We start from the raw sequence: 24,520 nt of genomic DNA, 5'->3' as shown, positions 1-24,520 counted from the left end.
AGTCACTGATGACCGATCAATTGAAATCTCCCGTCTCACGTTTATTCGACGAGATGGGAATTAAATACGAATGGATCGAAATCCCACTCGACCCTGATAAAAAGCCGGTTCGTTCACTCGAAGAGGTCTTGGCAGCCATCGGTCGTGATCCTGAGCAAATTGTACGCAGTTTATTGTTTCGAACAGGGTCCGGCGATTTTGTTTTATTGGCGGTCGCCGGCGGCGGTCGCGCCGATTGGGGCGTGCTGCGCAAACAGTTAAGCGAACGCCGTTTGGCAATGGCGGAGCCGGAAGAAGTCTTGCAAGCAACCGGGTTTCCGATCGGCGCGGTACCGCCTATTGCTTTACCCGATTCGATTCGCATACTCGTCGATGAGGGCGTTTTTAATTACGCACGGGTTGTTATTGGCAGCGGCATACTGGGATATGCTTTAGATATCAATGCCGACGATTTGCGCAGGGTCATGTCGAGCGCCGCTATCGGAAAATTTGTAAAAGCTTCCTAAAAATTAGCCATATCTTTTATTGGTAGTCAAAAGGAGCTTCAATGAACGCCGTCATTCTCGAATCGACGATTACTTGCCCACACTGCGAGCATGCCGAAACGGAAACGATGCCGACCGATGCCTGTTGGTACTTCTACGAATGCAAGTCTTGCGGAACCCTGCTCAAACCGAAGCGCGGCGATTGCTGCGTGTTTTGTTCTTACGGTTCGGTCAAATGTCCGCCGATTCAGCAACAGGGCTCGTGTTGCGGCGGGTAGTTCAGGAGTGACTGGTTAAGTGCCGGGATTGGTTCGCTTGTTTCAATGAGAGTCTTGAAAGTTTTTAACTTCATCAGTCAAGCCGATATCAAGCCCAGATATTTCACAAAAGGTTCGAAATCACGGTCGATGTAAAGAAGAGGAAGTCGGTGCTCGATACAATAAGTCGCAATGATGACATCATTCGTTTTTCTGATAGTGATGCCTCTTTTGCGTAAAGTTCGAAAGTTTTGCGCGCACTTTTCGACCATGCCGCTATTGAATATGGAGTATTGATCGAGCGAGGCTAATCTTTCTTTGACTATCTGATAGTCCTTATCGCTTTTGAAACCTTGCAGTATTTCCAGAAAGATCAGGTCGGCAATTGCGACTGTGCCCTCGATTAGCGCGGCATCCAATGCGTCGGTTTGAGCATTGATGTCGCCGTTGAAATAATCTATCCAGACACTGGTATCGACCAGTATCATTTTCCGCCTCGCATCTCGCCCAGATCACCCTCCCATTTGAGTCGGCCTCTCAATTTGCGAATAGCTTGTTGGTTGCTGCGCTGAACGATCAGTTTAAGACCTTGCTCCACGACTTCTTTTTTGGTTGTCAGGCCGCTTGACTTGAGGGCTTCGGCCATGAGTTCATCGTCGATTACTATATTGGTTCTCATGGGATTGCAATGTGTGTAAAAGCAGATACTTTACACATTTACAAGCTTAATTGATACAATATGCGTTTTTTCATATATACTTTGTTCACTATGCTGACACCGGTCCAATTTTTCAAATGTCTTGCCGACGATACGCGCCTGCGCTGCGTGACCTTGCTGCACCTTGAAGGCAAACTCTGCGTCTGCGAATTGACAGCGGCTTTGGCTCTGTCGCAGCCGAAAATCTCGAGGCATTTGGCTTTGTTGCGCCAATCCGGCTTGTTGCTGGACAGCCGAGAAGGGCAATGGGTTTATTACCGGATTAATCCGGATTTGCCGAGTTGGGCCACCCCGCTACTTAATAACGCCCTGTCGGCTTTACAATCCAGTGAAACTTTCGAAAAGGATCGGGAGCGCCTGCGGCAGATGGACTGTCGTCCGGACATGGCGGTTTGCGGCTAAAAATTTTGATTTAAATATATGCTTATTCGAATAACACATTATTAATGACTACCATTTAGGATCAAACATGCTAAATATTCTGATTGTGTGCACCGGCAACTCATGCCGTAGCGTCATGGGTGAAGCCTTGTTCAATCATCACGGCCAGGGCCGCGTCCGGGCCTTTTCGGCCGGCAGTCACCCGATCGGACGGATCAACCAGGGCGCGCTGGCGACTTTGAAACGTCACGGTTTGCCGACCGAAGGCTATCAAAGCCAGTCCTGGGAAGACTTCGAACATCAGCCGATGGATTTCGTGATCACGGTCTGCGACAGCGCGCACGGCGAAACCTGTCCTGTCTATCTGACCCAAGCGGTGCGGGCGCATTGGGGCGTGTCCGATCCGGGCCATGTCGAGGGTACCGAGGAGGAAAAAATCGCCGCGTTCGAGCAAACTTTCGCGACGCTGGAATTGCGCGTCAAGACTATGCTCGAATTGCCGTTGGAAGCGATGCCGCGCGACGAATTGACCCGGAAACTCAACGAAATCGGCCAATTGTCGGCTTGAAAGCCGGCGGGGAGGCGTTATGATCGAAAAAACACACGATATGGGCTTTTTTGAACGTTATCTGACACTGTGGGTGGCGTTGTGCATCGTCGCCGGCATTCTGCTCGGCACATTTGCGCCGGAATTCGCGAAGACGCTCGACGGCATGAGCATCGATGTCAACGGCGCGCCGGTCGTATCGATACCGATCGCGGTGTGTCTGTTCTTCATGATGTATCCGATCATGGTCAAGATCGACTTCGCCGAAGTCGTCAAGGCCGGCAAGAGCGTCAAGCCGGTGTCGTTGACCTTGTTCGTTAACTGGGCGATCAAGCCGTTTACGATGTACGGCATCGCCACGTTATTTCTGGGCGGACTGTTCTTTGAGCTGATCGGTGCCGATGCGGTCGATCTGGTCAAGATGCCGTTCGGCCTGGATTTGCCGGTCGGCAGCGAATACGGTTCCGGTACCGTCGTGTTGCAAGACGGCGTCAAGATGCTCGAAGTGCCGCTGTGGCGTAGCTATTTGGCCGGCTGCATCTTGTTGGGCGTCGCGCCCTGCACCGCGATGGTATTGGTCTGGGGCTATCTGGCGCGCGGCAATGCCGGTCACACGCTGGTGATGGTCGCGATCAATTCGCTGGTGATGCTGGTGTTATATGGCCTGATCGGCGGCTATTTGCTCGGCGTCGGTCAGTTGCCGGTGCCTTGGGAAGCGCTGCTGCTGTCGATCGGCATCTATGTCGCGCTGCCGTTGTTCGCCGGCTACTATTCGCGGAAATGGATCATCGCCAGCAAAGGGCCGATTTGGTTCGAACAGAAATTCTTGCATCTGTTGACGCCGGTCACGATCATCGCGCTGTTGTTGACGCTGGTCTTGCTGTTCTCGTTCAAGGGCGACGTGATTACCGCGAATCCATTGACGATTTTATGGATTGCGATACCGCTGACGATTCAGACTCTGTTGATCTTTGCGATTACCTATCTGGGCGCGAAATTGTGGGGTTTCAGTTATGAAAACGCCGCGCCTTCTGCATTGATCGGCGCGTCGAATCATTTCGAAGTTGCGATCGCGACCGCCGTGATGTTGTTCGGTTTGTCGTCAGGCGCGGCGCTTGCGACCGTCGTCGGCGTCTTGATCGAAGTGCCGCTGATGCTGGCCTTGGTCGGTTTTTGCAAAAAAACGAAAGGCTGGTTTTCCCAAGAGACAGTCAAGCAATCAAGTCGGTAAGGCAGATTTTATTTTGTCGTCTGTAAATCCGACATAATTTAATTTATTTTCAATTTCAAAAGGCTGAATAACTATGAAAACAATAGAAATATTCGACCCGGCGTTGTGCTGCAGCTCCGGCGTATGCGGTGCCGATGTGGACGAAGCGTTGGTGACATTTTCGGCCGATGTGGATTGGCTGAAACAGCAAGGCGGAAACATTGTCCGCTATAACCTGTCCCAGCAGCCGATGGCGTTTGTCGACAACAAGGTCGTCAATGGTTTTCTGGTGCGCTCCGGCGAGCAGGGGCTGCCGCTGGTGCTGGTTGACGGTGAAATCGCGCTGGCCGGGCGCTATCCTTCCCGGGAAGAATTGGCGCGTTGGTGCGCGATCGAGGCCGCGCCTGCCGAAAGCAAGGCCGCCGCTTCCGCTTGCTGTAAACCGGGTTGTTGTTGATTGCCGGTCATGAATTTTTTACAGCAGCTCCCGACATTTTTATTCTTCACCGGCAAAGGCGGCGTCGGTAAAACCTCCTTGTCATGCGCCACGGCGGTGCATCTGGCCGATGCCGGCAAGAAAGTATTGCTGGTCAGCACCGACCCCGCGTCCAATGTCGGTCAGGTTTTCGGCACAGCCATCGGCCATCGCATCACGCCGATTCCTGAGGTCGCCAATCTCGCGGCATTGGAAATCGATCCGGCGCAGGCGGCCGCGCTCTATCGCGAGCGCATCGTCGGCCCGATACGCGGCAAATTGCCGGAATCGGCGATCAACAGCATCGAAGAGCAATTGTCCGGCGCCTGCACGACCGAAATCGCCGCCTTCGACGAATTCACCGCGTTATTGACCGATGCCGAACTGATCGGTCGCTACGATCATATCGTTTTCGATACCGCGCCGACCGGACACACGATTCGCCTGCTGCAATTGCCCGGCGCCTGGGGCAGTTTCATCGAAAGCAATCCAGAAGGCGCTTCCTGCCTGGGGCCATTGGCCGGACTCGAAAAACAGCAGCAACGCTATCAACAGGCCGTCGCGGCATTGTCGGATCCTGCGCGCACGCGCTTGGTGCTGGTGGCCCGCGCCCAATCCTCGACCTTGCTGGAAGTTGCGCGAACCAGCGGCGAGTTGGCCGGCACCGGCCTGAGTAATCAATATCTGGTGATCAACGGCCTTATGCCCGAGTCTGAAACCGACGATCCGTTGGCGGCGGCGATCTTTCTACGCGAACGGCAAGCGCTTGAGTCCTTGCCTGAGCCACTTCGCGAATTGACTTTCGATCGTACCCGCTTGCTGCCTTGCAATCTGGTTGGTCTAAAGGCATTGCGTTCGTTATTCAATGAGGACGAGCAGGCCGCCGAGGCGTCCGTCGGCGACTATCGGTTACCCGACCTGCCTTCGCTGCAGGCGATGATCGACGAGATGGCTCAACCGGGTCACGGTTTGATCATGTTGATGGGCAAAGGCGGCGTCGGCAAAACCACGCTGTCCGCCGCGATCGCAATCGCGCTGGCCGAACGCGGTTATCGGGTGCATCTAACGACGACAGACCCGGCGGCGCATTTGACCGAAACCCTGGTCGGCGAGATGGAGAATCTGACGGTCAGCCGTATCGATCCGCAAGCGGAAACGGAACGCTATCGTCAACATATCCTGGAGACCAAGGGCAAAAAACTGGACGCTCAGGGCCGTGCGCTGCTCGAAGAGGATCTGCGTTCGCCGTGCACCGAGGAGATCGCGGTATTTCAAGCCTTCTCGGGCATCATCCGCGAAGCTCAAACGCATTTCGTCGTGATGGATACCGCGCCGACCGGGCATACCCTGCTATTGCTGGATGCGACCGGATCGTATCATCGTGAAATCGCCCGTCACATGGAAGGCAAGTCGTTGCAGTTCACGACGCCGATGATGCGTCTTCAAGATCCCGAACAAACCAAGGTGTTGATCGCGACATTGGCTGAAACCACCCCTGTGCTCGAGGCGGCGAACCTGCAGGAGGATCTGCGCAGGGCCGGCATCAAACCCTGGGCCTGGGTCGTCAACAATAGCCTGGCGGCGGCCCGGCCGACCTCGGCCTTACTGCGGCAACGCGCGAACGAAGAGCTACGGCAATTGGCTTCGATTCGACAAAATCATGCCGAGCGACTGGCCATCGTGCCTGTGCAAATGCGGGAGCCGGTCGGTGCTGAGCGGCTGCAGGCACTGTTGTCATCAAAATTTAATTGATCCTAAAAAGATCAGTTGAAGCGCTTGGAATGCGTTCGTGCTGAGCTCTTTGGCAGCGCTCAGGTGAACCTTGTCGAAGCATAAGCGGATTCCAAGCGCCACCCATTGGGTGAGCATCTTAAATCCCACCCGGCCTTCGACTAGGCTCATGGCGAGCGAGATTTAGAATGCTCAACTGATATTTTAGGTTGATCAGTCTGATGAAAATTGAAAAAAGTATAGAGAAGCGATTAGCTACTGATATCCGGCTGTTCGCTTTGTTGTTCCAGCCAGGCTCTCCATACCGCCAATAATACCGCTAAGATAATAGGGCCCAGAAACAGCCCGACCGCTCCGAAAGAAGCCAAGCCGCCGAGAACTCCGAAAAAAACGACTAAAAAAGGAACGCGACCCGCACCGCTGATGATAATCGGACGTATAACGTTGTCGATAGTGCTGACCACTAACGATCCCCATAGAAGCACACCGATACCATCCGAGACCCGGTCGATAAAAATTAATGTGATGCCGATCGGCATCCAAACCAAAGCGGCTCCAACCATCGGTACCAACGCCAGTAATGCAGTAATAGCGCCGAATAGAGCAGGGGCTTGAACATCGGCGATATAAAAACCCAGTCCGGCTAAAATTCCTTGACCCAATGCGGTAAGAACCAAACCGTAAACAACGGCGCTAGTGGTATTGGCGATAGCGTGCAGATAAATATCTTGATGTTTGCCAAGAAATTGGACTAAGCCTTTATTGATTTGCCTCATAACATCTTCACCATCTCTAAAGCAAAAAAATAGCGTAACCGCCACTATCCCGATTTTGATGATGTAATAACCGAGTCCCCCCATGATTTTACCCAGATAGCCTAGCGATTGCGTTGCCAAATTGGTTATCTGGGCGGTAAGGCTGGCCCGGTCGTTAATTAATCGATCCAGCCAATCTTGCAAATAGTTGCCTAGCCAGGGGATGCGTTTGATGGGGTCAGGTAATTCGTAAGGTCCTTGCAATAAATTAAATGCCAATGCTTGATAGGCGATTTTAATTTCTTCTTGAAGGAGTGTGGCAAGTCCGAATACTGCTAGGATAATGATCATGGCAATGATGCCGGTCATGATCGAAGCACTGAGATTGCCGTTACCTTTTAATAAAGTGCGCAGTCGCCGATAAGCCGGCCAAGTTGCATAGGCAATGATGAAAGCCCAAGTTAGCGATAATAAAAATTCACTCAATATCCAGTAGCCCAACAGCAATAATCCAGCCAATAAAAGACCGGGAATCATATAGCGTAAAGGCGAATTAGCCGCGAAATAATTCATCTGCGTTCGGTAAAAGATGTCCTGAAATAAGCGTTTATCATATCACCGATATTGCAAAATGCCCGATTATGCTGACTTGGGCCAGCAATTCCTAGTTTGAGAGATTTCGCCGTGTTTAGGGTACGGGATATGCCCGTCGAAGAGCGCCGTTCACCCAGCACCTAAATTCCATAGGTCTTTGGCAATGATTCAAAATCATGGCTTATTTAGGTGCTGGATGAATGATCCCAGATAGTTAATCATAGCCAATAGGCTTTGGAATTTAGATGCTGGGTAACCCTTCCATGGGGGCTTGACGACAGCGGTCCCTGCCGTCATCCTCGCCAAATACACCCCGCACATCCTGAAAATTAGTCGGTTTTCCGATCAAAAAGGAGTAGGCGCTAGAGCATGGTCTCGCTTATTGTAACGTTAGCTGTGTCTCGAAGGTTTCCCCGTTTCGCCATACTGCGATTTTAATTGTATCGCCGGCGCTATACTTGTCCAATATATCCAATAAGGTTTCCATGTCTCGAACCGATTTATTTTCTACAGAGAGGATAATATCTCCGGGGATAATGTTGCCGGCATCATCGATGGAACTGCCTTTTAGTCCTGCTTTGTCGGCTGGAAACCCCGGCTTGACTTCCAAAATCAATAGACCTTTCACGCCGATATTTTGCGTGATCATCGCGCTGACACGGTTGTCGGAACCGATACCGATGACCGGTCTGATATAGCGCCCCTTGTCGATCAGCATCGGCACGATTCGGTTTATCGTATCGACCGGCACGGCAAAGCCAATGCCGGCACTGGCACCGGACGGACTAAAAATGGCGGTATTGATGCCGATTAATCGTCCAGCGCTATCGAGTAAGGGGCCGCCGGAATTGCCGGGATTGACGGCGGCGTCGGTTTGAATCAAGTCATCGTAGGTTTGGCCTGGAGCAGCCGCTATCGAGCGGTTGAGAGCCGAGATGACTCCGGTAGTCAGCGTATGATCCAAACCGAATGGATTGCCGATTGCAAAGACCGATTGCCCGACCTTGAGCGCTTTACTGGAACCGATAGGAATAGGCGTGGTTTTGTCGAAAGGGACCAAAATACGAAGGACGGCGAGATCATGCTCGGGACTGGTGCCAACCAACGAAGCGCGAAGGTTGCGTTGGTCTTGAAGGCGAACCCACGCTTCCGATGCGCCGGCCAAGACATGATGATTGGTCACGATAAAGCCTCGCTCATCCCAAAAAAAACCGCTGCCGCTGCCTCTAGGAACACGTGTGACATCTCTAGTCCAGGGGTTGACGCGTCTGCCGATCGTACTGATGTTGACGACTGAGGGACTGGCGTGCTCAAAAATCGCTATCGTGGTTAGTTCCGCTTCGGTGAGGGTGCCTCGCGGCGTGACCGTTCTCGGTTCAGCGCTTTTCGAGCTGAACAACGTCGGATAATGTTGCAAAACATAGACAGCGGCAAAAAGAATAATCGCGCCGAATACGGCTAAGCGTATGAGTCTTAATAGTTGAACGAATAAAGTGGATTGCATGATGTATTGACAGGGGCATTTGCAATTAAAGTTATGGCAAACTTTATCAGGGATTACGTCAAATGGTTAAAAATTTTGAATCAAGGCGTTGCTATGCGTCTGTTTGCGCGCCTTGCATACGAATAAAAATTGCGGCGTCGATTGCGTAATTTCTTATATGCCTATTCCTAATTCCTTTATATTCGAACAATGGCTAATTTTATGAAGGTTACTGTGAAAGTTCGCAGTTTTGCATTCCTTATCTAATTTTTCGATATGAAAAAACAATGTCGGTTCCGGAGAGGGTGCGGTTGCTCGATCGACAGGCGTCGGCGGCAGGGATAGCCGCCGTCGAGCCTACATGGACGTATTTACCCAGCACCTAAATTCCATAGCCCATTGGCTATGGTTAACTATCTTGGATAATTTAGGTGCTGGGTTCACCGCGTCCTGTCGGGCGAGTGACCGCACCCTCCCCACCAAAGGACTTTCATTTGCCGGGGCGATGGCCAAGCCTTCATGAACGTTACAGTGGATGTTTTTGGGATCAGAACGCATAAATCATTCGCCAAGAACCGAGCCAATTGGTTTCTTTGCGATTGGCTTGGCTTAAGCCTACGCCGAATTGTAATGTTGCGTGATTGGTGATATCCCAATGAATTTGCGGCATCAACAGATAAGTCCAGTCGGACTTCTCGCGAAATTCATTATTCATTTCAATGCCGAAGGTTAAATCCTGGGAATAATCATAAAACCAAGTGGTGTTGAATAAGCCCACGAAATGCCCGTCGCGCTCCATATCGTCACGCCTCACACCGATCATATTAAAATTGCTGACCTCGGAATTAAAACGGTAACCGGCCAAGTAAAGTGCATCGACGGAATATTTTTCGGTATCGCGGTCGTGAATGCCGATCATTTGCCAGCCATGAATGAAATGATCGTTAAATCCGGTGCCGATAGTGCCTTGCAGTGCTAATTTATATTCACTTAATCTTAAATTATCGAAAGGCAGTTCAAATTCGACGGCAAAGTTATCGAATAATCCGAATTCGAACTCAGGAGCCCACTCGGTATTACCGGTACGAAGTGAGTGCTCGGTGAGTACGTTAACTTCGGCATCGCCTTGCCTAACGCCGAGCGGCCGCACCAAATCGAAGACCATCGGTTCGGGAATATGAGGTGCGCCGCTACTCAGTGCGGCATCGCCGTCCTCGGTTCTCATCGTTTCGGCGCTGGTCGTTTGGATTGTAGGTAAGCAGGCGAGGGCGGTTAGCAGAATAATATGGAAAGATGAAGTCAATGGGTTGGTTGAATGCATAGTCTCTCCTGAACGTAAAACGGAATCCTGTAAACAAATAGGGGGGAAATTTCTTTTTAAAAATTATCGAACTATAAACGATTAAACTTACGTCTAGCTTGCAGTATTTATCATTCCAGCAACGCCCAGTTTGAGAAATTTCGCCGTATCCAGTGTCGACATAATGGACGATTCGGCGCGGCCTAATGAGGATAAACCCGCTTGGGCGAGTCGTTGCTGCAAGTGGCGCAGATCGAATTGCAGAAGCGCCAGGTAGTGTGCCAAGTTCGACGCGCCTTTCGTCAATACGACGGACCGGTAATACGGCGAGTAATTTTGTAAGCGCTTTTCGGCATTGAGGCCGACTTTACGCTGGATTTCCGCTATGTCTTAGAGCAATTGGGACAGAATTTCACGATAGGGGTCTTTATCGAACGGGATGGTTTTATCTTTAGCGGTCGTAGTCATACTCCCTTTATACTCAAAAATTAGTTAACTTTATGAAGGTATGGGGTGTGGCTAGCGAGGATGTCGGCAGCAGGGATTGCTGCCGTCAAGCCCCCATGGAGGGGTTTACCCAGCACCTAAATTCCATAGTCCATTGGCTATGGTTAACTATCTGGGATAATTCATCCAGCACCTAAATAAGCCATGATTTTGAATCATTGCCAAAGACCTATGGAATTTAGGTGCTGGATTTAGGTGCTGGGTGAACGGCGGTCCTCGATAGACACATTCCATACCTTTTATTCTTAGACGGTTTTTTAGTCAAAAGGGAGTAATTAAGTATCGATAAAAATGTTGCGGCGAAACAAACGGTGTTCGATTGTAACCGTGCTTTTTGACAAATTGATGAACCTCCGGGTTGTCGTTGAATCGGGCAAATATTCAATCATCTGTCATGTTGTTGTCATATTGAGGTATTAAAGTTGCGCATATACCTACTTAACAATCCTTTAGCAAAAGTATGAACAAAAAATTATTAGCCTTGACAGCGCTTGCCCTGATGTTTGTTCAATTGCCGGTTTCGGCCAGGAATGTACGCGATAATATCGTCATAGTCGGCTCATCAACCGTCTATCCGTTTACGACCGTAGTAGCGGAGCAGTTTGGAAGAATGACCCGGTTTAAGACGCCGGTCGTCGAAGCGACCGGATCCGGCGGCGGATTGAAACTGTTCTGCGCCGGCGTGGGTGTCAAGCACCCCGATATCGCCAATTCTTCGCGCAGAATCAAAGCCTCCGAATTTGCGGACTGTCAAAAAAATGGAGTGAAAAGCGTCGTCGAGGTTAAGGTCGGTTATGACGGTATCACGTTAGCCCGTTCGAATAAAGGCCAAGCGTTCGACCTGACCTTAAAACAATTGTTTTTGGCGTTGGCGAAAGAAACTCCGGACCCTTCCGGTTCCGAAAAAACCATTCCCAATCCTTATACCAATTGGAGGCAAATCGACTCTTCATTACCGGACTCTTCCATCGAAGTGATGGGGCCGCCACCGACTTCGGGCACTCGCGATGCGTTTGTAGAATTAGCAATGGAGGGCGGTTGCCAAGCCTTTCCATTCATCAAAGCACTGAAAGACAGTAATGAAAACGCATATAAAACCATCTGTCATTCGATTCGAGAGGATGGCGCATACGTTGAGGCCGGCGAAAACGATAACTTGATCGTGCAAAAACTGGATACCAACCCGAATGCCTTGGGCATATTCGGTTTCAGTTTCTTAGATCAAAATACCGACAAATTATTTGGTTTGAAAATCGATGGAGTCGAGCCTGATTTCGATGAAATCGCTTCCGGCGCATATCCGGTTTCTAGATCGATGTATGTTTACGTCAAAAAAGCGCATGTTTCGATGATACCGGGGTTAAAGGAGTTTCTGGAAGAATTTACCAGTGAGAAAGCCTGGGGTGAGGAAGGTTATCTCACGGATAAAGGTTTGATTCCGATGCCTGCTGATGAGCGAAAGCGCTATGCCGACGATGTCCGGAATCTGAAGGAACTGGAGATGTGAGGGGAAGGTGAAAGGTGAAAGGTGAAAGGTGAAAGGTGAAAGGTGAAAGGTGAAAGGTGAAAGGTGAAAGGTGAAAGGTGAAAGGTGAAAGGTGAAAGGTGAAAGGTGAAAGGTGAAAGGTGAAAACGGCGCTTGACAAGTAGTTGAAATCACGAATCATTTCACTATTCACTATTCATTGCCAAACCGGATTGCATTTTCAACCAACAACGGTAATCGATTTTTCAAAAGACATGCAAACCCCTTATTTATTGTTTACGCTGCTGATTTTAAGCGTCCTCGCTTATTTTATCGGCAAGAGGCGGTCGGTAACCGTTGTCGAAGGCACGCTCCGAGAATTGCATTCCTTGCCTGCGTATTACGGATATTACACTGCGCTTTGGGGCTTGATACCTGCTTTGTTTCTGATGTTAGTGTGGCTATCTTTCGAACCAACTTGGCTGGCTCATCAAACTGTCGCTTCGCTGCCTGAAGAAATCAAAAGCCTGCCCAGCAGCAAACTAAATCTTCAGCTCAACAATATTAAAAACGTTGCCGCAGGCCTTCAGGTTAGTCAACGAGTCGACCCGTTCATAGTGGAAGCCGCCGAATACTATAACCAATTACGCAAAATCAGTAATTTCACGCTAACCCTCGTAGTTTTGACCTGCTCTCTGACCGGCATTTGGTTGGCACATAAAAAAATCAGCAAGGATTACCGGGCGCGTAACGTCGTCGAAAAGATCATGACCGGGCTCATGATAGTTGCCTCGACGATTGCAATATTCACGACCGTCGGCATTGTCGCATCGGTAGTATTCGAGTCGGTATTGTTTTTCAGGCAAGTGCCGCTTTTCGATTTTTTGTTCGGCTTGGAATGGAGCCCTCAGACTGCATTGCGTGCCGATCAGGTAGGTTCGTCCGGCGCCTTTGGAGCGGTTCCGTTATTCGCCGGTACTTTGTTGATTTCGTCAATTGCATTGATAGTCGCGGTGCCTATCGGGTTGATGTCGGCCATCTATCTTTCAGAATTTGCCGGTTCCAAGTTTAGGGACACAGCCAAGCCAACATTGGAAATTCTCGCTGGCATTCCGACGGTTGTTTACGGCTTCTTTGCCGCGTTGACGGTAGCGCCTTTCATTCGCGAAACCGGCGAACAATGGGGCTGGGTGGTGTCATCGGAAAGTGCTTTGGCCGCAGGCTTGGTGATGGGCATCATGATCATTCCGTTCGTGTCGTCGCTATCCGACGACGTTATCAATGCCGTGCCGCAGTCTTTGCGAGATGCAGCCTATGCCTTGGGCGCCACGCAAGCCGAAACGATCAAACAAATCATTTTGCCGGCGGCCTTGCCAGGCATTGTCGGCAGTATTTTGTTGGCCGCTTCCAGGGCTATCGGTGAAACGATGATCGTGGTCATGGCGGCGGGCTTGGCCGCTAATTTAACGGCTAATCCGCTGGAAGCGGTCACGACGGTGACCGTCCAGATCGTTACGTTATTGGTTGGTGACCAGGAATTCGACAGTCCGAAAACACTGGCTGCGTTTGCGTTGGGTTTGATGTTGTTTGCCGTGACCTTGGCGTTGAATGTGATTGCATTGCATATCGTTAGAAAATACCGGGAGCAATATGAATAATCGTCCGGAATCATTATCGACCATGGAAAAAGTTCGCAAAGGCATTGCGAAAAGACGTTCGGCAGAACGCCGTTTCCGTTTTTATGGTTTGACCGGCATCGTGTTAGGTTTGGTCTTTGTGTTGATCCTATTTATCAGCATTGTCGGCAAGGGATATGGCGCATTTCAACAGACTCAGATCGCCCTGGATATCGAGTTTTTAGAATCCGTAATCGATCAGGATCAAACGCGCGAAAATAAGGTGATATCGAGAGCCGATTACAATGCCTTGATTAGAACTTCTTTGGCTAAGACCTTTCCTGAAGTTAAAGGACGCCGCCAAATACGCGACCTGAACCGGATGATCAGTACCGGAGCGATGTTTCAATTACGCGACCGGGTTCTGGAAGACCCCAGTGTGATCGGCCAAAGCGAGAGGGTATGGCTCCTTGCCAGCGACGATTACGATATGTTGATGAAAGGCCATATCGATCGCAGTGTTCCGGAAAGCGAACGGCGCCTGAAAGATTATCAAGTGGCTTGGGTCGACCAATTGCTTGAACAGGGTCGAATCAAGAAACGCTTCAACACTTTCTTTTTCACTGCAGGAGACTCGAGGGCCCCCGAGATGGCCGGCATCCTTGGCGCCTTGATGGGCTCCATGTACACATTATTTGTCACGCTGGTACTGTCGTTTCCGATCGGCGCCGCGACCGCCGTGTATCTGGAAGAATTTGCGCCGACTAATAAATGGACCGATTTGATCGAAGTCAATATCAATAATCTCGCGGCGGTGCCGTCGATCGTATTCGGATTATTGGGCCTTGCGATGTTCATCAATTTTTTCGGTTTGCCTCGGAGCGCGCCGTTGGTCGGTGGACTGGTGCTGACTTTGATGACCTTGCCGACCATCATCATTGCGGGACGCGCCGCGCTAAAATCGGTGCCTCCGTCGATTCGAGAAGCAGCGCTTGGCATGGGCGCGTCAAAATTACAAACGGTCTTTCACCATGTCTTGCCGTTGGCGCTGCCGGGCATGTTGACCGGTACCATCATCGGCATGGCCCAGGCCCTGGGCGAAACCGCACCCTTATTGATGATCGGCATGGTCGCTTTCATCGTCGATATACCGAAAGGCATTTTCGACTCTGCGACCGTACTGCCGGTGCAAATCTATCTTTGGGCGGATAGTCCCGAACGGGCATTTGTCGAACGCACTTCGGCGGCGATCATGGTTTTATTGGCGTTTTTGATTTCGATGAATGCGGTTGCGGTGTTTTTACGCAAGCGATTCGAGCGGCGTTGGTGAACATTTTTCAATACGGGATATTTTCGCAAACCCACTCAGCAACCTCAACTCCCGAGAGCTTTCATCATCCGGGGGGGGAATAGTTACGGGGTGATTGCCTGGCCTTCATGAACGTTAGGTGCTTTTCGATCGGATAGAAGTTAAACATTATGAATACTGTAACTCAATCAAAACCGGAATCGGTTTCTCGCATGAAAACACTTATAAATAAAAGTATGTCCGTTAAACCTGTGAATTTTCAAGGCGAGATGGGGGCGACAGTCGGATCGATACATGCTGATAATCCAAGGATAACTTGCCGTAATGTCAATGTGTTTTACGCTGAAAACCATGCGATACAAGATATCAACCTGGATATCGGCACGAATGAAGTCATTTCGCTGATCGGCCCATCCGGTTGTGGCAAATCGACTTTTTTACGTTGTTTGAACCGAATGAACGATACAGTCGAAGGTTGCCGGGTGAGCGGCGAAATCAAAATCGACGATGTCGATGTTTATTCAAAGCATTTAGATGTCGTGCCGCTTCGCGCACAAGTCGGTATGGTGTTTCAAAAACCCAATCCCTTTCCGAAGTCAATTTACGACAATATCGCTTACGGCCCGAAAATCCATGGCCTGGCTTCGACGAAAGCCGAATTGGATCAAATCGTCGAGTTGTCATTGCGTAAGGCCGGTCTCTGGGACGAAGTCAAAGACCGGCTAGACCAACCAGGTACCGGTTTGTCGGGCGGTCAACAACAGCGCTTGTGCATCGCCCGGACTTTGTCGGTCGAGCCCGAAGTGATTTTGATGGACGAGCCATGTTCGGCATTGGACCCGATTGCGACCGCGAAAATCGAGCAATTGATCGACGAACTGAGACAGCGCTATACGATTGCGATCGTGACGCATTCGATGCAACAAGCCGCACGGGTTTCGCAGCGAACGGCTTATTTCCATCTCGGTAAATTGATCGAGGTCGGTAAGACCAGCGATGTATTTACCAATCCTTTGCACGAATTGACACAGGATTACATTACCGGAAGATTCGGATAATCAAATCGAAGCGGCTCATTACTTACACAAGATCATAATCTATGAAAGAACATACGGTTCATCTGTTCGACGGCGAACTCAGCCATTTACATTATCTGGTGCTTGAAATGGCCGGCTTGGTCATCGATCAATTGGATGCGGTCATGATGTCTCTCGATGAAGGCGAGGCCTCTATCGCCGAAAAAGTGGTGGCTCGAGACCGGGAAGTTAACGAATATGAGCTAAAAATCGATGCCGAGGTCCTGTCGACTCTCGCTAAACGCAGTCCGGTTGCTAATGACCTGCGCAGAGTGATTTCCATTTCGAAAATCGTTGTGGACTTGGAAAGGATCGGAGACGAGACGGTAAGAATAGCGAAATTGATCATCGACATGTTCGATCCGCAAACGAGCGATCCGAATCCTCAGTTACTCAGGGACATCGTCAAGATGGGTACGATGGCGCGCGGCATGCTCAGAAAGGCTACCGACGCTTTCGATACCGGTAATTTGGATGATGCTTACGAGCTTATTAGGGGAGACTGGGATTGCGGACAAGAGTTTCAGGACGGCATTCGTCGGCAATTGACCTTCGTGATTCAGGATGCCCGCTTGATCGGAAGGGCTTTGGATATCTTGCAAATTATGAAAGCGCTCGAGCGTTGCGGGAATCATTGTATCAATATTGCCGAATTCATGATTTTCATGGTCGAAGGCAAAGATATTAGACATCAGCATTGAAGATCATGAAGAATAAGAAGTTAATTCAATGACTTATTTTTCCTATGCAACTCTTTTTTGCTCCCCCAAAAGGATATTCAAAATTTTAGGACAAGCCGTTTAAGCACTTTATGAACTTCATGGTTAAACTGCCGAGTTTAGGACAAAAGATAAAAGGACATGAATTTCTGTCGTAACGGCAAGCGGTTCAGTTGACTACTCCCTTTTGATCGAAAAACCGTCTATGAATAAAAGGTATGGGATGTGTCTATCGAGTACTATAGGGTGCGCGATGCGCACCCTACACTTAGTATGAACTCTTGCCGGAATGTCGAGTTATTAGGTTAGTGCATGGGATTTAAGATCTCCCAAAGTTATTTAGGATACGGTAAAAAATAACTCTCCTAAATGTTTCTCACGCCTTGCGCACATCCCACACAAGTTTATCGTTCCCATGCGTCCCGGTTCCGGGATGCATTTTCACGCAGGGCGTAGGAATGATGAATAATCGGGAAGTTATTTTTTACTAAACCCTTAAAGGGTTGTAAGTCGATCGCTTGAATCCAAGAGTTGCGTAATTATCATTCAGTTTAACCATGTTGCACTAACATTCGAACTTTTTGTTCAACCGTAGCCCACGAAATTAAAATCGGCTTGCGAAAAACCGTAATCGTTAAAATATCTTCCTGCAGCATATAGTCGGCTTCTATGCCGAAGCCTTTTATGATGCCTTGCTCAATATCGCCTAAAAACTGTAAGCCGTAATTCTCAGCGGCTTGTTTTGCTTTGTGAATCAGATCTTCCGGCTTTTCGATGATTTTTAACTGTATCGATTTAGGTTTTTTCATATTTTTCGGAATGTAATTGAATGTCATAACAGACTGCCGTCTTCAGTATTATAAAGGCGAAAAAATAAAACGGAACCGGTTAATTGATTCTGCAAACGTAACGAATGTTATAAATGACATTTATTTACCGGGGTTTATAAATGGTTTTTTAAGAAAGTTTCGATATGTCGGCTAAATTCGGCATTTTTGTCTTCTATAAATTCATAACGCGCACATACAATGGGTTTATTGATAGCGATCAAGGTCGATAAGTCACATGGCGTGGCCGAAACGATGAGATCGGCATCGGCGGCATTAAGAGTTTGCTGCAGTGCCTTTAACTGCGGAGGGTGATAACCGATAGCCGGTAGTACATTACCGATGTGCGGGTATTGGCGGTATACTTCGGTCAATTGTCCGGACGCAAATGCTCTCGGATCAATAATCTCGGCGGCTTGAGCTTGAGTTGCAGCAATAAAGCCCGCGCCGTAGGCCATGCCTCCATGAGTTATGCTCGGACCGTCCTCGACGACGATGACACGCTTGCCTTTCACTCGTTGAGGTTGATCGAGAGTGACTTTCGAAAAGGTTTTAATAACCGGCACAGATGGAAGAATCTGTCTGACGGTTTCAAAGACGAATTCTATAGCCTCATCGGTAGCCGAATTCGCTTTGTTTATCAGCACGATGTCCGCCATACGCAATACGGCTTCGCCTGGATGATGGCCTGTCTCATGACCCGGTCTTAGCGGGTCGGTCAATACGATAAGCAAATCGGGACGGATGAACGAAAAGTCATTATTGCCGCCGTCCCATAAAATGATGTCGGCTTCTTGCTCGGCAATGGCGAGGATTTTGGCGTAGTCGATGCCAGCGAACACGGTATTGCCGAGAGACAAATGGGGTTCGTATTCTTCCCTCTCTTCGATCGTGCAATCGGCACGGTCGAGGTCGTCCATACTGGTAAAACGTTGCACGGCCTGTTTTTCGAGGTTGCCGTAAGGCATAGGATGGCGGATTACTGCGGTTTTGAGACCGCGGGATTTCAATAGTTTCGAAAGCCATTGCGTGACTTGCGATTTACCGCAACCGGTGCGCACCGCGCAGCAAGCGATGACTGGAACCAATGCTTTCAACTGCGTGCGCTTGGGGCCGAGTAGGGTAAAATCGGCTCCGCCGGCCAGTGCGATCGACGCTTGATGCATGACTTGGCTGTGTGAGACGTCACTGTAGGCAAAAATCACTTGGTCGATGTGTTGTTCTCGGCATAGGTCTGCCAGTTCGATTTCATCGACGATAGGGATGCCTTCGGGATAAAATGGGCCGGCTAATGCCGGTGGGTAGCGCTTCCCTGCGATATCCGGGATTTGCGCGGCGGTAAATGCAACAACTTCACTGCCGGGATCATTTCGGTAGACGACATTGAAATTATGGAAGTCACGTCCGGCGGCGCCCATGATGACGATTTTGTTACGGTCAGATTGTAGAGACATCGCGGTTCATTTTCAGTTATAGGATAAATAGATTATATACCCATCGCAGATCAAAACTCGGTGCCGGGGATCCGTCAAAGGACGCCGTAAATCCAGCACCTAAATCTAAGATAGTTAACCATAGACAATGAATTATGGAATTTAGGTGCTGGGTGAATGCAGATTTTGCATTACGCCATGGATGGCGTGTATTAGGGCAATGCAGGGCAGAAAAATGCTCCTGCATTTTCTGCATTCGTTACATCCTTGTAACTCAGCAATTGCCGAGGAGCAAAAATCTGCCCTGCCGCCGACACCTGACAATCAAGCAACCGCACTCTCTTCGCAGCCAGCAGCGTTTTGCATATCGAAAAAATTACATAAGGATGCAAAACTGCGAACTTTCACAGTAACGTTAATAAAGGCCCGGCCATCGCCCCGGCAAATGAAAGTTCTCTGGTGCTGGAGGGTGCGGTCACTCGCCCGACAGGACGCCGTGAACCCAGCACCTAAATTATCCAAGATAATTGACCATAGCCAATGGGTTATGGAATTTAGGTGCTGGGTGAATACGTCCCTGTAGGCTCGACGGCGGCTGTCCCTGCCGCCGACGCCTGTCGGTCGAGCAACCGCATCCTCTTCGGAACCGGCATTGGCAGAACGGAGATTTGTATATCAAAAAATTAGATAAAGAGTCTCAATCTACGAACTATAACTTCATCTACTTCATGGTTGAACTGCCGAATTTAGGATTACACGATCACGCCTGCTGCAATAGTGGCATGAGTGGCTTCGTCGATGATAATGAAACTGCCGGTAACGCGATTTTCCGCATAATGATCGACAAATAGCGGTTGTTGTAGCTTCAGTTCGACTCTGACGATATCGTTCATCACGATGTCGCTCGGTTTTAGATGTTTTTGCAACGTATTCACATCCACTCGATATTGCAAGTCTGAAAACAGACAACGGACCGTGCGTGTCGTGTGCTTGATGAGATATTTGCGCCGGGTGTTCAGAGGCTCTTCGGAAAGCCAGCAAATATCGGCATGAATTTCACGCACCGTCTCCGGCAGATCGTTCTTAGCGACCAGCATGTCTCCTCGCGATATATCGATCTCTCTATCTAATTCAACGACGACAGAAAGATCTGGAGCCGCGTGCGGTAGAGATTGGTTGGCCAGCTTAACCGATTTTATTTTTGCCGCGAGTCCGGACGGCAATGCTAGTACTTCATCGTCAACTACCAGCGTTCCTGATGCCAATGTGCCCTGATAACCGCGAAACTCTGTGTTTAAGTCATTGTTTTCTATTGCTACACCGTTTCCGAGCTTTACTCGTGCGACCCGTTGTACCGGAAAACGCAACGGATTTTCTGACCTATCGCGGTGTGCCGAAACACGATTCAAATAGTCGATCAATGTCGGCCCATCATACCAATTCATCGATCGGCTAGCGTGCACGATGTTGTCGCCTTCCAATGCGCAGATCGGCAGTGTACAAACTTGCTCGATGCCAAGGGAGGCGGCAAATGCCAGATAATCGTACCGAATCGTTTGATAGATGTCTTGGCGCCAGTCGACCAGATCCATTTTATTGACGGCCAGCACGATCTCGTTGACTCCCAACAAATGAGCCAGATAAGTGTGACGACGCGTTTGTGTCACGACACCCTTACGCGCGTCTATCAATAAGATGGCTAGGTCCGCTGTCGACGCTGCTGTGACCATGTTCCGCGTATATTGCTCGTGTCCAGGCGCATCGCCGATGATGAATTTGCGCTGTTCGGTATTGAAATAACGGTAAGCGATATCGATCGTAATGCCTTGTTCGCGTTCGGCCTGCAGGCCGTCGGTCAGCAACGATAAATCTAATTCGCTCAAACCGCGTTTAGCGGATGTTTGTTGTATCGCTGTTATTTGGTCGCTATGAATGCTTTGCGTGTCGTAAAGCAGTCGTCCGATCAGCGAGCTTTTGCCGTCGTCGACACTGCCAGCGGTAATGAAACGCAGCAAGCTTTTTGCGGAGTTGCCGCTTTCCGATGGAGTAAGGTTTGGAGTCAATGGAGCGGTCATCAGAAATACCCTTCTTTTTTACGTTGTTCCATCGCAGCCTCCGAGGCTCGATCGTCGAGCCGTGTCGCGCCGCGTTCGGTGATTTTGCACGATCGGATTTCGGCGATAATTTCGTCTATCGTGACCGCTGTCGATTCGACCGGCGCGGTGCATGAAATGTCTCCGACGGTTCTGAATCGGCAGCGTACCGTTTCGGTTGTCTCGCCCGGTTTCGGTGGCGTGATTTCGGTCACTGGCGCCAAGAGATCGCCGCGCCGGACCACGGTGCGGTCGTGGGCGAAATAGATCGGCGGTAATTCAATGCCTTCACGCTCGATATATTGCCAGATATCGAGCTCGGTCCAATTCGAAAGGGGAAAGACTCTCATATGCTCGCCGGGGCGAATCCGCGTATTGAACAACATCCAAAGTTCCGGGCGTTGATTTTTCGGGTCCCATTGACCGAATTCGTCGCGCAGACTGAAGATGCGCTCTTTGGCTCTGGCTTTTTCCTCGTCGCGTCTCGCTCCGCCCAAACAGACGTCGAACGCCAGTTCTTCGATCGCTTCGAGCAGCGTCACCGATTGATGAGCGTTACGCGATTCGAGGGGATCACGTAAACGCACGGTACCGCGTCGGATCGAATCCTCGACGCTGCGGACATGCAGCATAGAGTCGTAGCGCTCTGCTATGCGGTCGCGGTATTCGATGACTTCGCCGTAATTATGGCCGGTATCGATGTGCAGCAATACGAACCCGATCTTTTCGGGATGAAAAGCTTTGTAAGCCAGATGCAACAGTACCGCCGAATCCTTGCCGCCGGAGAAAAGCAGCACGGGGTTTTTGAATTCGGTCGCAACTTCCCGCAAAATGAATATCGCTTCTGATTCTAACCAGTCTAAATGTTGGTTTGCATTTGAATGCGAAATCCTTGCTTGATCGTCCGCATTTAGGTGATTTTGATTTTCAATAATGATTTGAGTTGTATCAAGCATTGCCTTCCTCTTTTCTGTTGTCGCTTTCCAATTGCCATTTTTTATGTCCCAGGTATCTGAAGTAACAGTCGCCGTCGTTTTCGATACTGAACAAATGTAACCATTGATTATCGGTCAATTGTCTGACGGTTTCGTGTTTGACTATGACCGCATCGATTGCCGATCTGGGTGCCTCGATGAAGACACTCAGGCGGACCGGTTCATGCACGAATTTGCAGCCGTCATGCAGCGATTGCCAGGGCAAGCCGGCCCGCAGATCGCCGCCGTTACCTTCGAGTACGCCGATCGTGCCGACCACGTTGTGAAGGACCTTGTTGCCGCTGCCGAACAGACGGTTATCGACCGTCGATGCGTAATACTGCAGGTTGATCCAGCTCGCGACGACCAAAGGCGCCGTCATGATCAATTCTAAAATAGAACCATCCGAGTCTTGTTTGAAATCGTAATTATGCAAAAAGACTCTGCCGTTAAGCTTTACCTGACGAGTTCTTTCCCTGGGGGCGGCAATGAAGGCCGCATTACCGGCCAGGCCCCATTCCGGACGCACCTGCGACCAATCACGGCTGCGTGCCTTAATATGCTGTTTAATCTCTTGGGGATGTGTCTCGCCAATGCCCAGTAGAACGGAACGTTCGGTTCTCGCCAATTCGGATGCGTCGGACAACCATTCTTGAAGACAGGCAATGTCTTTTTCGTATCCGGAAGGCAGGTAATCGAGATCGAACAGACGCAGCTCGTCGGTCGTCGTGTCATGAAGTCCTGCCAGAAACCAAGTATCAGGCGGAATGTCGATGCCTTGGCTTGCCAAGCCCCCTCTGACCGATACATCATTGAGCACCGCCGCGGCAACACGGGCATTCGCTTCGCCGCTATGGCCGCCGCATGCTCCGCAATCGAGGCCGGCGGCATAGGGGTTGTTGACTGTCGTACTGCCATGTCCGCACAGCAAAACCAGTCGAGCGAAATCCGAAGTCAAACCCATGCCGCGCAAGGCGTTTTTGGCTAATTCGACTTTATCGGTCAAACGCAGACCGGTTTCGAGGACTTTGCCGTTCGCTACCAGGCGTCCGCGTTGGCGAGTGATTTGAGGGCCGAGACGGAGCACCGAAGTTGCGTTTAAGCCTTCGGTGCCCGGCTTCGTGACGGTCCGGGTCAGACCGAAACTGTCGGTCAGCAGTTTGACGCCGAATGCCAAGCCTGCGATTTCGACATAGGAATAGCATGATACGGCCGATGTCTTGAACGATTTCCATATTTTATTGAAGCGTTTAATGGACCAACGCTTATTAAGAGCATCGCTTAACTCTTCGACCGTCGCATTGATAAGGCTTTCGCGGATGCGGTATTTCGGCGTTAACAAGACCGGGCAATGCGCAGCACCGTGTTGATGACCTAAGCGTATATATTCTATTGGGAAGCCGAAAAAGCCTGCAAAGCCGAAGGTTTCGATTCTTGGCGATGCGGTCTCCAGTGCTCTGCGGTAAACCTCGGAGCGGACATCGATACAGAAAACGGCTTGAACCGCTTTGTTCTTAATGGCTTTAGGGAGAGGTTGCGCCTTAAGATTGTCGGGCGACGTTAATTTGTCGACAAGCTTTCGTTGAATACCGATTTCATAAGCTTGTTGCAGCAGCAGTCTCAATTTTTCCGAAACGCCCGGTTCGGTCGGCTCGATCTCGATGACATCATCCAAGGCCGGTAATTGATCGTAATAGGTCATTTGGAGAGCCCGGTCCCAAACCAGTCTGATCGCAAGCAAATGCAGCAACGTATCGTCGTCATGACCTTGCATGCCGGATTCCCGAGCTCGGTATTGAATATAGGCGCTCCAGCCGCCGACCGTCAGCAATTGCCGGTGAAAAAAATCCGTCAGGTTCGCTTCGGGAACGTGAATACTCCGCAATACGAAATCGATTGCCTGCAATGGCTCATCCGGCAACGTGCGAACGAAGTCGCGCAACCCTTTGATGCCGTGAATTTCCGCATTGCGATCAATGCTCGCGGCCTGCTTCCAAGCTTCGAATAACGGCAGTGAAGACCAAGGCATGCGCCAGGACGATTGACCCTCGTCGAAATAGGCCGCACACCATTTCGAAATTTCATCGATAACGAATGCAGTCCAGTCGGTCCCCAGTTCCGAATCGATCAAATCGGCAACCGTATGTATGGCATGCTTGCCGGCGTGCGCCTCGTTTGGCATCGAACATAAGCGGGCCTTGACGTCATCGACCGACCCGAATTCACCGTTCTTGTCGAATAGGGTCAACGCTTTAGCCAGATCGGCATCGGCGATACGCCCGCCGGCGAGTTGATTAAAGTAAAAATCCGCCGACATCAGTAAATCCTTATGCGCGGCCCGGCGCATGAAGGCATTGGCCTGAGAAAAATGTTGCGGCAACAAGCCGAGGAAAGGATTGACCGCAACAAACTGCTTCAAAGGCCAGAGCGGCGGCACATATGAGCATGCGGTTGCCGCCGCCGATAGGATTTGCGGACGAACGGTCGCTTGTTTCCCGTTAAAGGATTCGTTCAGGGCGACATCGGCACTTTGGGATAACACGTTTAAAGTTTTCATCGCAGCAT

General features: G+C 50.1%; 23 protein-coding genes. 12 read left to right on the top strand and 11 right to left on the bottom strand.

What is annotated here, in order from left to right; genetic code table 11:
- The first annotated feature begins 8 nt into the window (after window positions 1-8).
- Window positions 9-506: an aminoacyl-tRNA deacylase gene (locus tag ACINK7_RS12990; protein ID WP_404355728.1), complete on the top strand. Its 498-nt coding sequence runs from the start codon at window positions 9-11 to the stop codon at window positions 504-506.
- 41 nt (window positions 507-547) lie between these two features.
- Window positions 548-763, top strand: coding sequence for a GDCCVxC domain-containing (seleno)protein (locus ACINK7_RS12985; protein WP_404355726.1), 216 nt, complete (start codon window positions 548-550; stop codon window positions 761-763).
- A gap of 77 nt (window positions 764-840) precedes the next feature.
- On the opposite strand, the gene ACINK7_RS12980 is transcribed toward ACINK7_RS12985, so the two are convergent.
- Both ACINK7_RS12980 and ACINK7_RS12975 read right to left on the bottom strand, forming a co-directional pair.
- Window positions 841-1,230, bottom strand: a complete 390-nt coding sequence (locus ACINK7_RS12980) for a PIN domain nuclease (RefSeq protein ID WP_404355724.1) — start codon at window positions 1,228-1,230, stop codon at window positions 841-843.
- Window positions 1,227-1,421, bottom strand: a complete 195-nt coding sequence (locus ACINK7_RS12975) for a type II toxin-antitoxin system VapB family antitoxin (protein ID WP_404355723.1) — start codon at window positions 1,419-1,421, stop codon at window positions 1,227-1,229. The genes ACINK7_RS12980 and ACINK7_RS12975 overlap by 4 nt, the downstream gene beginning before the upstream one ends.
- Before the next feature lie 93 nt (window positions 1,422-1,514).
- On the opposite strand from ACINK7_RS12975, the gene ACINK7_RS12970 reads away from it, so the two are divergent.
- The 5 genes from ACINK7_RS12970 to arsA all read left to right on the top strand — a co-directional run bounded on the left by ACINK7_RS12970 (window position 1,515) and on the right by arsA (window position 5,825).
- Window positions 1,515-1,862: a metalloregulator ArsR/SmtB family transcription factor gene (locus ACINK7_RS12970; protein WP_404361450.1), complete on the top strand. Its 348-nt coding sequence runs from the start codon at window positions 1,515-1,517 to the stop codon at window positions 1,860-1,862.
- Window positions 1,863-1,929: 67 nt separating this feature from the next.
- A complete protein-coding gene (locus ACINK7_RS12965) occupies window positions 1,930-2,409 on the top strand; it encodes an arsenate reductase ArsC (protein ID WP_404355721.1) in 480 nt (159 codons plus the stop codon).
- Between the two features lie 19 nt (window positions 2,410-2,428).
- Complete coding sequence (gene arsB, locus ACINK7_RS12960; RefSeq protein ID WP_404355719.1) at window positions 2,429-3,619, top strand: ACR3 family arsenite efflux transporter; 1,191 nt, start codon at window positions 2,429-2,431, stop codon at window positions 3,617-3,619.
- 73 nt (window positions 3,620-3,692) lie between these two features.
- Entirely contained in the window at window positions 3,693-4,055 is a 363-nt protein-coding gene (gene arsD / locus ACINK7_RS12955) for an arsenite efflux transporter metallochaperone ArsD (RefSeq protein WP_404355717.1), read from the top strand.
- 9 nt (window positions 4,056-4,064) lie between these two features.
- Complete coding sequence (gene arsA / locus ACINK7_RS12950; RefSeq protein WP_404355715.1) at window positions 4,065-5,825, top strand: arsenical pump-driving ATPase; 1,761 nt, start codon at window positions 4,065-4,067, stop codon at window positions 5,823-5,825.
- A gap of 230 nt (window positions 5,826-6,055) precedes the next feature.
- Here the strand turns inward: arsA and ACINK7_RS12945 are convergent, their stop codons facing one another.
- From ACINK7_RS12945 to ACINK7_RS12930, 4 genes are all read right to left on the bottom strand, one after another.
- The gene (locus ACINK7_RS12945; RefSeq protein ID WP_404355713.1) at window positions 6,056-7,132 is read right to left on the bottom strand and encodes an AI-2E family transporter; all 1,077 of its coding nucleotides are present in this window, start codon (window positions 7,130-7,132) and stop codon (window positions 6,056-6,058) included.
- Window positions 7,133-7,532: 400 nt separating this feature from the next.
- Window positions 7,533-8,657, bottom strand: a complete 1,125-nt coding sequence (locus tag ACINK7_RS12940) for a S1C family serine protease (protein ID WP_404355711.1) — start codon at window positions 8,655-8,657, stop codon at window positions 7,533-7,535.
- Between the two features lie 526 nt (window positions 8,658-9,183).
- A complete protein-coding gene (locus tag ACINK7_RS12935; protein WP_404355709.1) occupies window positions 9,184-9,957 on the bottom strand; it encodes a hypothetical protein in 774 nt (257 codons plus the stop codon).
- A gap of 93 nt (window positions 9,958-10,050) precedes the next feature.
- The gene (locus ACINK7_RS12930) at window positions 10,051-10,221 is read right to left on the bottom strand and encodes a hypothetical protein (RefSeq protein WP_404355707.1); all 171 of its coding nucleotides are present in this window, start codon (window positions 10,219-10,221) and stop codon (window positions 10,051-10,053) included.
- Window positions 10,222-10,903: 682 nt separating this feature from the next.
- On the opposite strand from ACINK7_RS12930, the gene ACINK7_RS12925 reads away from it, so the two are divergent.
- From ACINK7_RS12925 to phoU, 5 genes are all read left to right on the top strand, one after another.
- Window positions 10,904-11,950 (top strand): PstS family phosphate ABC transporter substrate-binding protein, encoded by a 1,047-nt coding sequence (locus ACINK7_RS12925; protein ID WP_404355705.1) that lies wholly within the window; start codon window positions 10,904-10,906, stop codon window positions 11,948-11,950.
- A gap of 233 nt (window positions 11,951-12,183) precedes the next feature.
- A complete protein-coding gene (gene pstC / locus ACINK7_RS12920; protein ID WP_404355704.1) occupies window positions 12,184-13,566 on the top strand; it encodes a phosphate ABC transporter permease subunit PstC in 1,383 nt (460 codons plus the stop codon).
- Complete coding sequence (gene pstA, locus ACINK7_RS12915) at window positions 13,559-14,854, top strand: phosphate ABC transporter permease PstA (protein WP_404355702.1); 1,296 nt, start codon at window positions 13,559-13,561, stop codon at window positions 14,852-14,854. The genes pstC and pstA overlap by 8 nt, the downstream gene beginning before the upstream one ends.
- A gap of 248 nt (window positions 14,855-15,102) precedes the next feature.
- Window positions 15,103-15,891 carry a phosphate ABC transporter ATP-binding protein PstB gene (gene pstB / locus ACINK7_RS12910; protein ID WP_404361449.1) on the top strand — a complete coding sequence of 263 codons (789 nt, stop codon included), beginning with the start codon at window positions 15,103-15,105 and terminating at the stop codon, window positions 15,889-15,891.
- A gap of 41 nt (window positions 15,892-15,932) precedes the next feature.
- The gene (gene phoU / locus ACINK7_RS12905) at window positions 15,933-16,610 is read left to right on the top strand and encodes a phosphate signaling complex protein PhoU (RefSeq protein ID WP_404355700.1); all 678 of its coding nucleotides are present in this window, start codon (window positions 15,933-15,935) and stop codon (window positions 16,608-16,610) included.
- A gap of 569 nt (window positions 16,611-17,179) precedes the next feature.
- Here phoU and ACINK7_RS12900 read toward each other — a convergent pair.
- The 5 genes from ACINK7_RS12900 to ACINK7_RS12880 form a co-directional block, all read right to left on the bottom strand.
- The gene (locus ACINK7_RS12900; protein ID WP_404355698.1) at window positions 17,180-17,464 is read right to left on the bottom strand and encodes a hypothetical protein; all 285 of its coding nucleotides are present in this window, start codon (window positions 17,462-17,464) and stop codon (window positions 17,180-17,182) included.
- A gap of 107 nt (window positions 17,465-17,571) precedes the next feature.
- Complete coding sequence (locus ACINK7_RS12895) at window positions 17,572-18,909, bottom strand: cyclic 2,3-diphosphoglycerate synthase (RefSeq protein ID WP_404355696.1); 1,338 nt, start codon at window positions 18,907-18,909, stop codon at window positions 17,572-17,574.
- A gap of 731 nt (window positions 18,910-19,640) precedes the next feature.
- Entirely contained in the window at window positions 19,641-20,963 is a 1,323-nt protein-coding gene (locus tag ACINK7_RS12890; RefSeq protein WP_404355695.1) for a sulfate adenylyltransferase subunit 1, read from the bottom strand.
- A complete protein-coding gene (gene cysD / locus ACINK7_RS12885; RefSeq protein ID WP_404355694.1) occupies window positions 20,963-21,937 on the bottom strand; it encodes a sulfate adenylyltransferase subunit CysD in 975 nt (324 codons plus the stop codon). The genes ACINK7_RS12890 and cysD overlap by 1 nt, the downstream gene beginning before the upstream one ends.
- A complete protein-coding gene (locus ACINK7_RS12880) occupies window positions 21,930-24,512 on the bottom strand; it encodes a YbcC family protein (RefSeq protein WP_404355692.1) in 2,583 nt (860 codons plus the stop codon). Before ACINK7_RS12880 ends, cysD begins: the two co-directional genes overlap by 8 nt.
- Window positions 24,513-24,520 lie beyond the last annotated feature (8 nt).

The organism is Methylotuvimicrobium sp. KM1 (assembly GCF_044788715.1).
GTDB lineage: Bacteria > Pseudomonadota > Gammaproteobacteria > Methylococcales > Methylomonadaceae > Methylotuvimicrobium.
Note: the sequence above shows the minus strand (reverse complement) of the source record. Positions and strands in the feature narration are given on the sequence as shown.